This window comes from Amycolatopsis sp. cmx-11-32 (assembly GCF_047608695.1).
Classification (GTDB): domain Bacteria; phylum Actinomycetota; class Actinomycetes; order Mycobacteriales; family Pseudonocardiaceae; genus Amycolatopsis.
On record NZ_JADNQN010000008.1, the window covers coordinates 79,319 to 92,386 of the forward strand.

A 13,068-nucleotide genomic window follows, 5' to 3' on the forward strand; every position below is an offset into this window, starting at 1 on the left:
CGTGAAAGAAGTCGTTTGGCGCTGTGGGGGCTCACAGGTCGGGAAGGTCCAGGTCGACGTTGAGCGCGTGCAACCCGCCGTCAACCTCGATCACCTTCCCGGTCAAGTAGGCGCTCGCGTCCGTAGCGAGGTAGAGGACGGCGGCTGCGACGTCCTGCGGATCGCCGATACGCCTTAGCGGCGTCGACGCCTCGGCGCGTTCGCGCGTCGGCCCCTCGCCGACCAGCTTCTGCAACGCCAGCGTGAGCACGGTGCCCGGTGCCACGGCGTTGACCCGGACCCGGGGCGACAGATCTGCGGCAGAGAGGCGGGTGTAGTGCGTCAACGCCGCCTTGGCCGTCCCGTAAGCGAGGAACCCGCGACCGGCGACGCGTCCGATCACAGACGAGATGTTGACGATCGCGCCACCGTCACCGCGCAGCATCACTTCAGCCGCGGCACGCGTCAGCGCGTCCGCGGTAGACACGTTGAAGCGGAAGGCTTTTTCGAGAGATTCTGTTGAACTGCGCCCCAGCGGACCGGGTCGACCCCCGCCGACGTTGTTGACCACCACGTCGAGTCGGCCGAATTCGGCCTCGGCATTACCGGCCAGCGCCGCGCCGGCATCCGGGTCGGACAAGTCGCTTTGCACCACGTGCGCTCGGCGACCCTTCCCCCGCACCGCCTTTGCCACCGCGAGCAGTTGTGACCGCGTGCGCGCGGCGAGGACGACATCCGCTCCTACTTCGGCGAGCGCGATGGCACTCGCCGCGCCGATGCCGCGACCGGCGCCGGTCACCACAGCGACCTTGCCGTCCAGGCGAAACCGGTCAAGAATCATGAATTGACTCCTTGGTGTCGTTGTGCCCGACGACCGGAGGGCGGCGGACAGGTCTCTGTGCTTTGCGGAGCCTTCTTGTCAGTGGCCAGTTCCTTCTCCCCACTGGCGGCCTGTTATCGGGGAGCTATCCGGCCGTCAGCGAGGGGCGCGTTGCGTAGTCGCGGATGCGTGCCGAGGCAGGACTGAATCCGAAACGACCGGAGTGGCGTCCGCGTGCTTCGCTTCGGCGATGCTCCATAACCCAGGTCGGGGGCCGGACGTTCGGGGAGTGATGTTCGCGCCCGGCGCTCGGACCGGGCATCTCGGCGTTGACCGGTAGCTCGTGGAGGCGCTACCGAGCGTGCAACTGGCCGTTAGTCGGGAACCACGATGGCCGTCCTCGTGTGGCCGCCCGGGGGAGGGGGACTCCAGCTGACCGCTGACACCTTCCGTCACCCGGCGAGGAGTGAAGGTGCTCACGCTCTTCCTCCTCGGGTTGACGACTTGGTCTGTTGTTGTGATGAGCATCGGGCGCCCGGTCAGCGCGATCGCACGTGCTGACCTGGCGCGGGACCGCCGGCGGGATGCCGGGCGCTCCCTGCGGCACGGGCGGGCACAAACGGTCCCGAACGGGGCGCGAGCCACCGGGTCCATGCCTGCCACCAGGACTCCTGCTGTGGCACCGAGTCGGCCCACCACTCCGAGGGGTCGTCCGGTAGAGGAGTTGGTCCTGTCCGGTAGGCGGCTTTGGGGCGCGGCGGGCTGATGATGCTGCCCACGTGCCCAGAGGGCACCAAGTGGAACGCGACGTCACCGCCGAGCAGCCCGGCGCCGCGGCACACCGTCTGCCAAGGGACGATGTGGTCCCGGACACCGGCGACCACAAAAGCGTCCTGAGTGGCAGCGGCAAGGTCGACTGGCCGGCCCGCGAGCCGCAGCCGGCCGCGGGCCAATGTGTTGTCGATCGACAACCGCAGCGTCTGCTCGAAGAGGACGCGGGGCACGGACACCCCGTCCTCGCTCCACGCCCAGATGTCGAAGGGCTCCGGCCGGTCCCCCATCAGCCAGCCCGAGATCGACGGTTGCCACAGCGTGTCCCGCGAGCGCAGCAGGTCGAACAGCAGGCTGATGCGGCCGGCGTCGACCAGGCCCTCGCGGTTGGCCAGGACACGGGTCAGCAGCTTGATCTCCAGGTCCGACCACCGGTTCACGCCGTCCTCAGGCGAGAGGTGATCAAGGGCGGACACCAGCAGCGTCAGCGACGCCGCACCCGACTCACCGGCCGCGCCGAGCCAGGCGGCGAGGGACGCCGCGAGCATGCCGCCCGCGCACACCCCGGTCAAGTGGACTTCCGAGGAGCCGGTGATCTCCCGCGCCACATCCAGAGCGCGTAGCGGAACCCGCTGAAAATACTCGTCCAACCCCGTTTGTTCGTGGTGGGGCAGGGGGTTCCGCTGGCTGACGGCGAACACCGTGAACCCTTCCCGGACCGCCCACTCGACGAGGCTCCGGCCCGGGGCCAGATCGAAGATATAGAACTTGTTCACCCACGCGGGGATGAGCAGGAGGGGAACCTGACGCACCTCGGTGGTCCGCGGCTCGTACTGGAGCACTTCCATCAAGTCGTCGCGGTACACGACCCAGCCGGGTGTGGTGGCCAGGTTCGTGCCCAGGCGGTAGGCACCTGTGGGCATCTTGGCCGGACGGCCCCCGCGGTGCACCACGTCGTCGAGGAAGTTGCTCGTGCCGCGGACCAGGCTCGCGCCGCGGGTGGTCACGACGCGGCGAAGCGCTGCGGGGTTGCCGATGAAGGTGTTCGCGGGCGCCGACGCCTCGGCGACGAGTTCCGCCAGGAGCCGTGCCTGCGGCCGACGCCACGCCGGGACGAACGGGACCTCGGCGCTCGCCAGCACCAGCCGGCGCCACACCAGGTATCCCCGGAGCAGGATCCGGTAACCGGGGGAGTTCCAGGCGGTGTCGCGAAACCGTTCGTCACCGGGGTCTGGCCCGGCCTCGACCGCCTTCAGCAGCTCGCGATACCACCGCCGTGCTCCGGCATTCGGTGGTGGCACCGGAGGTTTGGACTCATCCTGGGTGTGCTGCTCGGGGTCATGCGCTTCCACTGGTCGTGCTCCTCACCGGACCGGCGGTCGACCGAACCTCGCTGTGGTGGTGGCGGATGCCCGGCTCTGGAGGGCGGTGGCGGGGTCACGAGCCGTTGGCATTCACTTCTCCGCAAGACCGTAGAACCGCGTGGTGCGCGTCGGCAGGCACGTTGGGGGGTCGCGGCTTCGCCGGGAGCCACAGAGGTGTGAAAGGCGCAGCGAGGTGGCTCGCCGTGGGACCCGTGCCCCGACCACGACGCCGTGTGCGCCACCAGAGCGCTGTCTCACGTGGACGATGGGGCGACGTGCCGAAACCCGTCGTGGCCCCCGTTCCGCCGCTTCGCTGTCACAGGGCAGCACGCGGGACCCAGGACGGCAAGTTGTCCGGATAGGGCGGTGGCGAACGAGTGCGCGCCACGTGGCGATGGGCCCACCACACGAGACGGCCGCGACAGGCGACGCACGTCGCGTCACCGCATACGGTCGGTGGCACGGACCGCAGATCCGGGATCCGTATTCCGGAAGTGACATCGGCCTGGAGGATTTCCCATGCACAGCAGCATGCCCGCCGAGCCGCTCACCATCGCACGTATCGCGAGGTGCGGCCCCACAGCCAGGTACGGGCAAGGCCGGCCGGGCGTGGGCGACGAAGGAAGGTGACGGCGGGGAGCGCATACGACGAGCGGGCGTCGGCGGGCACGACGATGCGGATCAACCGCGGCACTCCGCCCGGGTGAGCGCGATGTCGACGATCGCTACCGCCCATTCCCGGTCGTCGCCGAGATCGGGGCGCCCCTCCAGCGTCCGTCGCAGGCACTCCCACACCCCCGCTTCGGTCCAAGCGAGGAAGCGACGGTGCGCCGTCGCGGGGGAGACACGGAACGTGTCCGGCAACCGGCGCCAGGCGCAGCCGCTCACGAGCACGAACACGATCGCCGTGAAGACGTCCCTGCCCTCCAGCGGGGTGGTCCCGCCTCCTTGCGGCCGTGGGCCGAATTCCGGTACCAGCGGCCCGATCACCGCCCACAACCGGTCGGGCACCAATCGCCGGGACAGTTCCTCTCCCATGCCGGAAAGCATGGGCAGTGGAAGAGGTTGCCACAAGGCGCAGCCGGGGCACGCACGCTCGACCACCGCACCCCGGTGCGCGGTCCGCACGAACCGGGCGCACCGCGTCCCGGCGGAACACCGGTGCGACGCCGGATTCCCACGCCAAGAGAGGAAAGCAGATGACAACCAGGCCACCGGAAACGAGCGCCACGGTGATCGACCAGATCCTGGACCGCTTGTGCGCCTTGGGAGTACGGCACCTGTTCGGTATGCCGGGGGACTACAACCTGAAGGTACTCGATCGCGTGGTCGCCCATCCGCGGATGGAGTGGGTCGGGACGACGAACGAGCTGGGCGCCGCCTACGCCGCCGACGGTTACGGACGGGTCAACGGTTTCGGCGCGCTGTTGACCACCTTCGGTGTGGGTGAGCTGAACGCGATCAACGGCGTGGCGGGCAGCTACGCCGAGCGCGTCCCGGTGCTCCACATCGTGATCGGACCGACCACGGACACCGAGGGGGCGGGCAGCGCGGTCCACCACACGATGGGGGACGGTGATTTCGACCGGTTCGCCCGAGCGCACCGGCAGGTGGTGTGCGCGGACGCGGTGTTGCGCGCCGAGGACGCCCTGTTCGAGGTCGACCGCGTGGTGACCGCCTGCCTGCGGGAGAGCCGGCCGGGGTATCTGCGCGTACCGCGCGACGTCGCCCTCGGTCCCGCGCCGCGGCTTCCGCCGCTGAATCGGCCGGATCTGAAAGTCGCCCACCCTGGCAGCCTGGACAACTTCCGCGCGGCTGCCCGGGCGCGGCTCGCCGAGTCGGACGACGTCGCGGTCCTGGCGGACTTCCTGGTGGACCGGTTCGACGCCCGCGCGGAGTTGGCCGAGCTGCTGGCGGCCGGGCCGCTCCCGCACGCGACGGTGATGGCGGGCAAGACGGTGGTGGACGAGCAGGCCCCCGGCTTCCTCGGGCTGTACGCGGGTGCCATGAGCGAGGCGGACGTTCGCGCCACCATCGACCGCGCGGACCCGCTGATCATGGCGGGTGTGCTGCTCACCGATCACGCCACCGGCAAGTTCACGCACGAATTCGATCCCGGGAAGGCCATCGAGCTCGGACCGGCGACCGCGCAGGTGAACGGCGTCGAGTTCCCCGGCGTGCCGCTGGCCGCCGCCCTGACGGCACTGACGGCGCTGATCAAGGAGCGCCCGCCGGCCCGCGCGTCCGTCACGGGGCCGCGACGGCAGGTTTCTTCGACGGCGAACCCGCCGGTGGGGAATCTCCCGACGGTGGTGAAGAAGTCCGCCACGGCCCTCTTCCGGACGTTGTGCGGACGCTGGACGCCGCTGACCCAGTCCTACCTCTGGAAAGCCGTGGGCGAGGCCGTGCGGCCCGAGCACATCGTCTACGCCGACAGCGGCACGGCGCTCATCGGCGTGGTGGAGCAGCGGTTTCCCGATGGCGCCCGCTTCGTTTCCCAGCCGCTGTGGTCATCCATCGGGTTCACCGTCCCCGCGCTGCTCGGCGCGCAACTCGCCGAACCGGCCCGGCGCGGACTGCTGCTCATCGGCGATGGCGCGGTTCAGCTCACCGCGCCGGAGCTGGGCGTGCTCGGCCGTCACCAGGTCAATCCCATCGTGGTCCTGGTGAACAACGACGGCTACACGGTCGAGCGGATCACCCACGGGGCGAGCGCCGTCTACAACGAGGTGGTCCGCTGGCACTGGTCCGACGTCCCGGCCGCGCTCGGCGTACCGAACCCTCTTGTGCTGTCCGCCCGTACCCCCGCCGAGCTGGACAGGGCGCTCACCCGGGCCGCCGCCACCACGGACCGGCTCGTCCTCATCGAAGCGTTCCTGAAGAAGGTCGACGTGCCACGGGCGTTCCACCGCATGACCGCCAACCGGCCCGACAAGGCCAAGTGGGTACCGTGAGCAACGCCGCGTGTCAGCCGGTCCGGCGCTGTCCCGTCGCCGGACCGGCTCGCGCACCGGGCAGGTCAGTTCGCCTCCGGCGCGGCGGCGAACTCGCGTGCTTCCTCCGGGTGGCCCAGCGCCCCCAGCCGCCCGCTGAAGTCGACGAGGTCGACGGCGCATTGCGCGGAGTGCACCCCTTTGAGCACCTCGACCGCCTGTTTGGCGGTGCGACAGGCATGCTCGACGTCTCCCATCTGCAACTGTGCCGTGGCCAGGAGCATCAGCCTGAGCGCACGGCGCCGTGACCAACCGGGGGGACATCCTTGAACGGCTTCGCGAGACCAGCGCACGACGGTCGCGAGCTGGTCGAGGTCCCGGGCGCACCGGGCAAGTTCCTCGGCCAGGTAGGCCTGATCGACGTGCGCGACCCAGGCCGGCTCCCAGCCCCGGCCGCCGCGCTCCAGCGCCGTGATCGCCCTGCCTGCGGCTCGCTTGCAGGCCTTCGCGTCGCTCAGCATGGCGTGGCCACGCGCCTCGGCGACATGGCAGACCGCTTCGACCTCGGGGGTTGCCCCGCCTCGCGTCCCTTCCTGTGCCACCCGGGCGAGTTGGACGGCCTCGTGGGGACTGCCGAGCGCGAGCGCCATCCGGCTCATTCCCGATGCCAGCAGATACGCGCCCATGCTCCGGTCGTCCGCGGCTTGGGCGAGGCGAAGAGCCTGGATGTAGTAGCGCTGTGCGAGGCCTGGCTGACCGGTGTCGACCGCCATGTACCCGGCCAGTTCGGTGAGACGGGCGGCGGTGCCGAGCAGTTGCCGCCCGGCCGAATCGCGGTGAAAGTCCACGAGCGGCCGGGCAACGACGCTGTCGAGGTAGTGGACGACGACGGGCCGGATGCCGGCGCTGCCATAGCGGTGGTCGAGATCGGCGAACGCGGCGGTCGTCGCGCGCACCGCCTCGACGTCGTCCGTGGCGGGCCCGTCGTCGGTGGCGACGTCGTCCGGGACACCGATCAGCCAGTCGCGACTGGGCTGCACGAGCACGGAGGCCGGCAGCACCTCGCCCGTCAGCGGGCCACTGCGCTGAGCGTCGCTGTGCCACAGGGCGCGAACGTGGTGAAGTGCGTCTGTCAGGACGGGCTCGAACCGCAGCCCCGCGGCGGGTGCCGTGCTGGTGTCCGGCGCCATGCCGATCTCGTCCACGGTGACCGGGCGGCCCAACTTGTCCCCGAGCGCATCGGCGATGACCGCGGGCGCCGGGCCGCGCGGTTGCTGGCCCCGTAACCAGCGGGCCACCGATGTCTTGTCGTAGCGCAGATCCAGCCCCCGCCCTGCGCCGCACATGTTGACCCGGCGGGCGAGCCCGGTGTTGGAGCACCCCGCCTCCTCCATCACGGCTCGCAGTCGCTCGTTCGCCTTCCGACTCGCTGGCGGTCGGCTACTCATGACCTTTGTCTCCTTCGTGTCCTGGACGAGTGAAACCGTGAATTCGGTGGCGGCTGCGTGCTGGTCAGGCGGTTTTCCCGGTGCGCCGTCCGGCGATGGCAAGGCAGGCAGGGGTCGCGTGACGCGGGTGAGCACGCCGGGCAGGTCGCGTCCGCTGGGTCACGACGCAGAGCTAGCGGAAAGACCCGTGTCCGCCAACGACATCTGCTTGCCGCGGAAGAGATTCCGGTTCTGGTCGAGCAGGGTGGTCGGCGACTCGCACCGCGTTCCGCAAGGCACCGGGGCGACACCGGTGATCCACAGCTCGGCGAACCACGAGTGGCGACCCGGTTCCGGCACGATGATCGCCTTGCGCCGCAACGGTTGTGCGATCTCACGTCGCTGGCTCCGGCGTCACTCACGCCATAACGCGGCAGTGCCGGCGTCACGGCCATCATCCTCTTCCCTGCCCGCACAGCAGCCCCTTCATAAACCACCCGGGAGGTGCTCTCACCGGACGGCCGCGGCGAAATCAGACGGTCCGATGGCCGTCGGGGCTCCCGATGTCGAATCCGGATTGACGGCCGGGAGACGGCCGGGGCGGATTTCTTTCCCGGCTACGTTACGAAGGTCGTAGGAGAAAGTCGTCACGCATCCGAACAGCGCAATCGAACGTCGCGAACCCGCATGATCGAGGTGCCTACTCGGCAAATCCGGCTTCGCCACTGCGAAAGCCCGGAGAACTGCCAAGGAATGAAATTGAGAGCGATGTCACATTTTTCGTCGCACATCGTGCCGAGGGCGGGGGTGGACGTCGCACTGTCCGCGAGCCCTGCTCTGGCGCTGTTTTCACCCCTGTAGGCATGGGTTATAGGCATGGAAAGTGATGTTAGGCGCAGCTTCGAGCCGCTTAGATAAGCCGTTGGAGTGAAAGTCTCCATTTGTCTCTAAACGTGCGGAAAATAACCCGTTCGGACTCATATTCGACGCGGTCCCGGCTTATAGCGGCCGCGATCGCCACACATAGTCAAGAATCCCGCACCGGTCGACGGCGCCGGTGGCCGATTGATTCTGCGTGAACGGCGCGCGGCCACGCGGTATCTGCGCCCTCGAGCGCCTCAAGTGCGCCTGCCCGCGCCGCGCGGCGCGTATTACGGTCTGATCGTGGGCTTTCCCAGGTTGTCGCGGGAGAGCCCGTACAGGTGTCGAGCCTCCGCACCGTGTGGTCCGGAGTGTCCGCACTCCTACGCGAGGAGAACCCCATGACCACTTCCGTCGCCGAGCAAGCGCGAGAGATCGGGGAGCATTGGATCGACGTGGACGGCACGGCCACCCGCTACCTGGCAGCCGGCACCGGTCCGGTCGTCCTGCTGCTCCCGGGGCAAGGGTCCGTGTCCGAGGAGTGGTACGACGTGATCCAGGGCCTCGCGGGCCATTACCGGGTCATCGCGGTCGATTTCCCGGGCTACGGCTACACCGAGCCGATCGCCGACGCCTCGGTCGCGGCGCTGGCGGCGTTCGTGTGGCGCTTCGCCCGTGTCATCGGCTTGCAGCGGCTCGTGCTCGTCGGGCATTCACTGGGAGGAGCGGTGGCGGTTCACGCGGCTCTGGACCAGCCGAGTCGGGTGTCGGCTCTGGTGCTGGTCGATTCCGCAGGCCTGGGACGCGCCGTCAATCCGTACATGATCCTGCAATCTGTCACCCCTCTGGGAGATCTGACCCCGCTGCTGATCCCGGTGCTGCCGCTGGGCCCCCTGCTGCTCGTCACGGCGGTGGCGCTGGCCGGATCGTGCCAGCCCTGGCGCATCCACGCGGCCTGGTGGGCAAGCCAGACCCTGGTGGCCTCCACCCCGGTGGCACTGGAGACGAGCCTGCGTTTGCAACGCGCCACAATCGGGCTCTTCGGACAGCGCGACCCCTTTCTGCGCCGATTGCGGGAGTTGCCGATGCCGACCTTGGTCGCCTGGGGCGTGCAAGACCGGCAATTGCCTTTCTGGCAAGGCATCGCGGCCCGCCGGAGACTGCGCCACGGACGGCTGGTGCTGGTCGCGAGTGCCAGCCACCTGCTGCCGTCGGAGGCCCCGGAGAAACTGGTCCGCGCGGTTCGTCGATTCCTCGCCGACGTCGGCGGCGACCAGGTACACGGGGAGCTGCTGTCATGAGCGATGCGGCGGACGTCATCGTCGTGGGTGCCGGGCTGGCCGGGCTCGTCGCGACCTTCGAGCTGTCCAGGGCCGGACAGCGGGTGCTCGTGGTCGAGCAGGAGAACGAAGCCAACCTCGGCGGGCAGGCGCACTGGGCGCAGGGCGGCCTGCTGCTGGTGAACAGCCCGGAACAGCGGCGAGTGGGCATCAAGGACTCGCTGGAATTGGCGTTGTCCGACTGGCTGGGCTCAGCGGGGTTCGACCGCGACCGGGAAGACCAGTGGGCTCGCGCCTGGGCCGAGGCGTACTTGGGCTTCGCCGCCGGTGTCAAGCGCGACTACCTGCGCATGCTCGGGTTGACCTTGATGCCCAACGTCGGCTGGGTCGAGCGCGGGGCGGGCACCGCGACCGGGACGGGCAACTCGGTGCCCCGGCTCCATGCCACGTGGGGCGCCGGACCCGAGGTCGTACGGGCCTTCCGCGACCCGGTGCTCGACGCCGCCGCACGCGGGGCGGTGAGCTTCAAGCACCGGCACCGGGTCGATGAGATCGTCGTCGAAGGCGGAGCCGCGGTCGGTGTGCGCGGTGCGCTGCTGGCACCCTCGGACGCGCCGCGCGGCGCGGCCTCCACGCGGCAAGAGATCGGCACGTTCGACCTGCGAGCGCAAGCGGTGGTCGTCACCTCAGGCGGTCTCGGCGGCAACCTCGACCTGGTACGCGCCAACTGGCCGACCGGCCGCTTCGGTGCTTACCCGGAATCGATGCTCATCGGCGTACCGGCGCACGTCGACGGGCGGATGCTGGAAATCACCGCACGTGCCGGTGGCTCGGTAGTCAACCTGGACCGGATGTGGCACTACCCCGAGGGGCTCAAGCACCACAGCCCGACCTGGTCGCGCCACGCGGTGCACTTCCTGGCCGGCCCCTCGGCCCTGTGGCTGGATCCTGCGGGACGGCGACTGCCGCCACCGCTGTTCCCGGGCCACACCGCCGGAAACGCGCTGCGGCACCTGACCCTGAACGGCCACTCCCACTCGTGGCTCATCATGACCCAGACGATGGTGGACAAAGAGTTCGACCTGCTGGGATCGGCGGAAAACCCCGATATCACCGGCAAGAACTGCGCCCTGTTGCTGCTGCGGGCGAAGAAGAGCCTGATGAAGCCGGTGCGCGACTTCCTCGAACGCGGCGAGGACATCGTGGTCGGCCGGACGCTGCCCGCGCTCGTGGAGGCGATGAACGCACTCACCCCCGGAACACCGCTGGACCTCGCGGGGGTGGAGCACGAGGCCGCGACGCGCGACCTGCAGGTGCGGAACGACTACTCCAAGGATCTGCAGCTGATGTCCTTGCGCAACCTGCGCGAGTACAAGGTCGAGCGGCTGATGCGCACCGCCCGCCCGCACCGGTTGCTCGACCCCGCGCACGGGCCCCTGTACGGGATCCGCCTGAACCTGTTCACTCGCAAGACCTTGGGCGGAGTGCAGACCACCCTCGACGCACAGGTGGTGCGCCCGGACGGGTCCGTCGTCGACGGCTTGTACGCAGCCGGTGAGGCGGCCGGGTTCGGCGGCGGGGGAATGCACGGCTACCACGCCCTGGAAGGCGCGTTCCTCGGCGGTTGCATCTTCTCCGGCCGGGTCGCCGGGCGCGCACTCGGCAGAAGGCTGGCCTGAGCCGCCCCACGATCACCCCATGCTGAAGCAAGGCGTCGCCCGGTCGCCCGACGACCGGGCGACCGAGGAAAGGACGGGAACATGAAGCGCTCGGAATCGCGAGGAAGAACGCGGTGGGCCCGGTTCGCCGGGATCTTCGGACTGGCGCTGGCGGGGGTGGCGCTGTTGCTCACCGGGCTTTCACAGGGAGCGCTCGCGGCGTCGTTCGCGGTGTCCGGTGGCTCGTTCAAGATCAGCGCGGACAAGCTGGTGGGCGAAGGTTTCGTCCAGTACGGGGATGTCGACCAGGGCAGCGGTCAAGCCCACGCCGTCGCGGTGAGCGCTTTTCGCAAGGCCACGCTGGACAACTTCTGCCAGTCGGTGTTCTTGCCGAAGGTGCCCGTGGTCGGGGACGTCACCCTGGTGCTCCTCTCGGGAGGGCCGGGCGGGATGGAGTCCACGGACATCATCATCGGCATCGCCTCGCTCACCGGCGATCTCCGCCTGACCGACACCCAGATCGGCATCGACGCCGCTCAGCTGACCAAGGGGCCGGAAGCGGCGAAGGGCAGGCCGGGAGCGTTCGGGCTGCAGGCCACCGGCGCGACCATCGGCCAGCTCCGGCAAACGGCGTGGAGCACCAATGCGCAGACGCTGCGGCTGAAGAACCTCGCGTTGTCGCTGAGGAGTGGCAAGAATGAATGCTTCTGAGTTGGCCGACGGCCGCGGGCCGGACCGATGATCGGCCTTGCTCCGCTCGGGCGGATCAAGGCCGGATGGCGGGCATTCCGCGGCTGGCGACGGCACCGGCCCTTCGGTGCCGGGATGTTCCTGCTGCCCGCCTCCGTCGTGATAGGACTTCCGCCGTACGCCTCCTTCCGGCTGGGTGACCTGGTGCTCTCGATCAGAACCATCGGCGGGGTGTCGGCGCTGCTGATCGGCGCCCTGCTCCTCATCTGCGCGGTGTCGCTGTGGATCAGGCCGCAGTACCGGGTCGCCGCCGGCGTGACCGCGATCCTCGTCTCGCTGGTCGCGCTGGTCACCAGCAACCTCGGCGGATTTCTGGTGGGCACCGTGCTGGGACTCATAGGCGGGGCTCTGGCTCTCTCCTGGGCGCCACCGGCCACCGGCGAGCGGGATCGCGACCAGGAAGACGGGCCGGGCTCAGCACGGACCAGGGCCGCGGGGATCACGGTCCTCCTCGTCGCCGCACTGGTCGTCGCCCCGGCGGCTGCCCCCTCGGCCCGCACCACCGCTGCTCCGGCAGGCCGGGTGTGGGTGCTGACGGCCTCCGTCCTGCAGTTGAACGGCCTGCGGTACCACGGTGTCGGCACCACCAGGGTGGGCGGCGTGCCGGTCGAAGTGCTCAGATTCACCGCCAGCCGCATCGACATCACCAGCCTGGTCCAGACGAGCGAACTGGTCGACGGCCACCTTGGCAGGATCACCGCACCACCCGGAAGCGTCTCGACCGCGACCGGCCACCCCATCGAGCTGCTCACCCTGCGGCTGAAGGGGACCCTGAGCGTGCTCGGGCTCATCGGCCTCCCGGTCGATTTCACCCCGGACCGTCCTCCGCCGCTGGTGTTGCCCAGCCTCACCTTCACCGACGTGACCGTGGTCAACACCGACCTCAACCACGCCCGCCTGACCATTCCCGCCGCGAAGATCACCGTCACTTGACCCGGCTTCCCAGACCAATGCGTCGGCCGGGCGGCTTCCGTCACCGTGCCACTGGGCGCGCAAAACACAGTCCCGGTGGCGGCGAACGGCCGTTTCGTGGCTCCGAGGGATCGTCCCCCTGACGTCGATGGGCTGCGTTGATCACCGCGTCGTCCGGTTGCGGTGCTTCGTGAGCCTTCTTCGGGAATTTCGCGACGCAGCAGGCCGATACGTGCCGACCCGGACGGGCGGCGGCCTTCCCGCCCGGCACCCGATCACTCAGGACGACAACCGTTGCGCGGCAGGGCATTGA

Annotated in this window: 10 protein-coding genes; 5 read left to right on the forward strand and 5 right to left on the reverse strand. The window is 69.5% G+C overall.

Annotation, left to right across the window (positions count from 1 at the left end; translation table 11 throughout):
• Window positions 1–31 precede the first annotated feature (31 nt).
• The 3 genes from ACM6LR_RS23975 to ACM6LR_RS23985 form a co-directional block, all read right to left on the reverse strand.
• A complete protein-coding gene (locus ACM6LR_RS23975) occupies window positions 32–820 on the reverse strand; it encodes an SDR family oxidoreductase (RefSeq protein WP_414942531.1) in 789 nt (262 codons plus the stop codon).
• Window positions 821–1,338: 518 nt separating this feature from the next.
• Complete coding sequence (locus tag ACM6LR_RS23980) at window positions 1,339–2,922, reverse strand: PHA/PHB synthase family protein (RefSeq protein ID WP_414942530.1); 1,584 nt, start codon at window positions 2,920–2,922, stop codon at window positions 1,339–1,341.
• 693 nt (window positions 2,923–3,615) lie between these two features.
• Window positions 3,616–3,972, reverse strand: a complete 357-nt coding sequence (locus ACM6LR_RS23985) for a transposase (protein ID WP_414942529.1) — start codon at window positions 3,970–3,972, stop codon at window positions 3,616–3,618.
• 161 nt (window positions 3,973–4,133) lie between these two features.
• Between ACM6LR_RS23985 and ACM6LR_RS23990 the strand changes: the two genes are divergently transcribed.
• Entirely contained in the window at window positions 4,134–5,888 is a 1,755-nt protein-coding gene (locus tag ACM6LR_RS23990; RefSeq protein WP_414944531.1) for an alpha-keto acid decarboxylase family protein, read from the forward strand.
• 65 nt (window positions 5,889–5,953) lie between these two features.
• Here ACM6LR_RS23990 and ACM6LR_RS23995 read toward each other — a convergent pair whose 3' ends face one another.
• Window positions 5,954–7,315: a hypothetical protein gene (locus ACM6LR_RS23995; RefSeq protein ID WP_414942527.1), complete on the reverse strand. Its 1,362-nt coding sequence runs from the start codon at window positions 7,313–7,315 to the stop codon at window positions 5,954–5,956.
• Between the two features lie 159 nt (window positions 7,316–7,474).
• Window positions 7,475–7,654 (reverse strand): hypothetical protein, encoded by a 180-nt coding sequence (locus tag ACM6LR_RS24000; RefSeq protein WP_414944532.1) that lies wholly within the window; start codon window positions 7,652–7,654, stop codon window positions 7,475–7,477.
• A gap of 902 nt (window positions 7,655–8,556) precedes the next feature.
• Here ACM6LR_RS24000 and ACM6LR_RS24005 point away from each other — a divergent pair.
• The 4 genes from ACM6LR_RS24005 to ACM6LR_RS24020 all read left to right on the forward strand — a co-directional run bounded on the left by ACM6LR_RS24005 (window position 8,557) and on the right by ACM6LR_RS24020 (window position 12,776).
• A complete protein-coding gene (locus ACM6LR_RS24005; protein WP_414942525.1) occupies window positions 8,557–9,456 on the forward strand; it encodes an alpha/beta fold hydrolase in 900 nt (299 codons plus the stop codon).
• Window positions 9,453–11,114 carry an FAD-binding dehydrogenase gene (locus ACM6LR_RS24010; protein WP_414942524.1) on the forward strand — a complete coding sequence of 554 codons (1,662 nt, stop codon included), beginning with the start codon at window positions 9,453–9,455 and terminating at the stop codon, window positions 11,112–11,114. The genes ACM6LR_RS24005 and ACM6LR_RS24010 overlap by 4 nt, the downstream gene beginning before the upstream one ends.
• A gap of 81 nt (window positions 11,115–11,195) precedes the next feature.
• Window positions 11,196–11,804: a DUF6230 family protein gene (locus ACM6LR_RS24015; protein WP_414942523.1), complete on the forward strand. Its 609-nt coding sequence runs from the start codon at window positions 11,196–11,198 to the stop codon at window positions 11,802–11,804.
• A gap of 27 nt (window positions 11,805–11,831) precedes the next feature.
• On the forward strand, window positions 11,832–12,776 hold the full coding sequence (locus ACM6LR_RS24020) for a DUF6114 domain-containing protein (protein ID WP_414942522.1): 945 nt from the start codon (window positions 11,832–11,834) through the stop codon (window positions 12,774–12,776).
• The last annotated feature ends 292 nt before the right edge of the window (window positions 12,777–13,068 follow it).

Excerpts from the sequence above, each read along its gene's own strand:
- ACM6LR_RS23995 (WP_414942527.1), bottom strand. The coding sequence starts at position 7,315 with ATGAGTAGCCGACCGCCAGCGAGTCGGAAGGCGAACGAGCGACTGCGA.
- ACM6LR_RS24020 (WP_414942522.1), top strand. The coding sequence starts at position 11,832 with ATGATCGGCCTTGCTCCGCTCGGGCGGATCAAGGCCGGATGGCGGGCA.
- ACM6LR_RS24010 (WP_414942524.1), top strand. The coding sequence starts at position 9,453 with ATGAGCGATGCGGCGGACGTCATCGTCGTGGGTGCCGGGCTGGCCGGG.
- ACM6LR_RS23985 (WP_414942529.1), bottom strand. The coding sequence starts at position 3,972 with ATGGGAGAGGAACTGTCCCGGCGATTGGTGCCCGACCGGTTGTGGGCG.
- ACM6LR_RS24005 (WP_414942525.1), top strand. The coding sequence starts at position 8,557 with ATGACCACTTCCGTCGCCGAGCAAGCGCGAGAGATCGGGGAGCATTGG.
- ACM6LR_RS24015 (WP_414942523.1), top strand. The coding sequence starts at position 11,196 with ATGAAGCGCTCGGAATCGCGAGGAAGAACGCGGTGGGCCCGGTTCGCC.
- ACM6LR_RS23975 (WP_414942531.1), bottom strand. The coding sequence starts at position 820 with ATGATTCTTGACCGGTTTCGCCTGGACGGCAAGGTCGCTGTGGTGACC.
- ACM6LR_RS23990 (WP_414944531.1), top strand. The coding sequence starts at position 4,134 with ATGACAACCAGGCCACCGGAAACGAGCGCCACGGTGATCGACCAGATC.